Source organism: Desulfosporosinus sp. I2, assembly GCF_000960765.1.
In the GTDB taxonomy this organism is placed as follows: Bacteria; Bacillota; Desulfitobacteriia; order Desulfitobacteriales; family Desulfitobacteriaceae; genus Desulfosporosinus.
Genome location: NZ_JYNH01000321.1, coordinates 1 through 463, shown reverse-complemented (window position 1 = coordinate 463; position 463 = coordinate 1). Strand labels below are relative to the sequence as shown.

The window sequence follows — 463 nt, the reverse complement described above, 5'->3', positions numbered from 1 at the left end:
CAAGTTTCGAATAAACCTAGAGTAGCAAGAATTAGGTCAAGCTACTAAGGGCGTACGGTGGATGCCTAGGCGCTAAGAGTCGATGAAGGGCGCGGTTAACAGCGAAATGCCACGGGGAGTCGTAAGCAGGCTTTGATCCGTGGATACCCGAATGGGGCAACCCAACCGGAGTCATATCTGGTTATCGTTAACTGAATACATAGGTTAACGAAGGCAACCCGGGGAACTGAAACATCTAAGTACCCGGAGGAAGAGAAAGAATAATCGATTCCCTGAGTAGCGGCGAGCGAAACGGGAAGAGCCCAAACCGTACTCGAGATTCGAGGTTCGAAATTCGAGGTACGAGTAAAGTCATTCTATAGGGTCATAAAGACCCCTAAGAATAGCTTAGTTCGAATCTCGAACATCGTATTTCGAATCTCGAGTATGGGGTTGTAGGACCCTCTATTAAGAATGATTCCTT

General features: G+C 47.3%; 1 rRNA gene. It reads left to right on the top strand.

From position 1 onward, the window contains the following. Positions 1-34 precede the first annotated feature (34 nt). A 23S ribosomal RNA gene (locus UF75_RS29570) occupies positions 35-463 on the top strand; the annotation flags it as partial.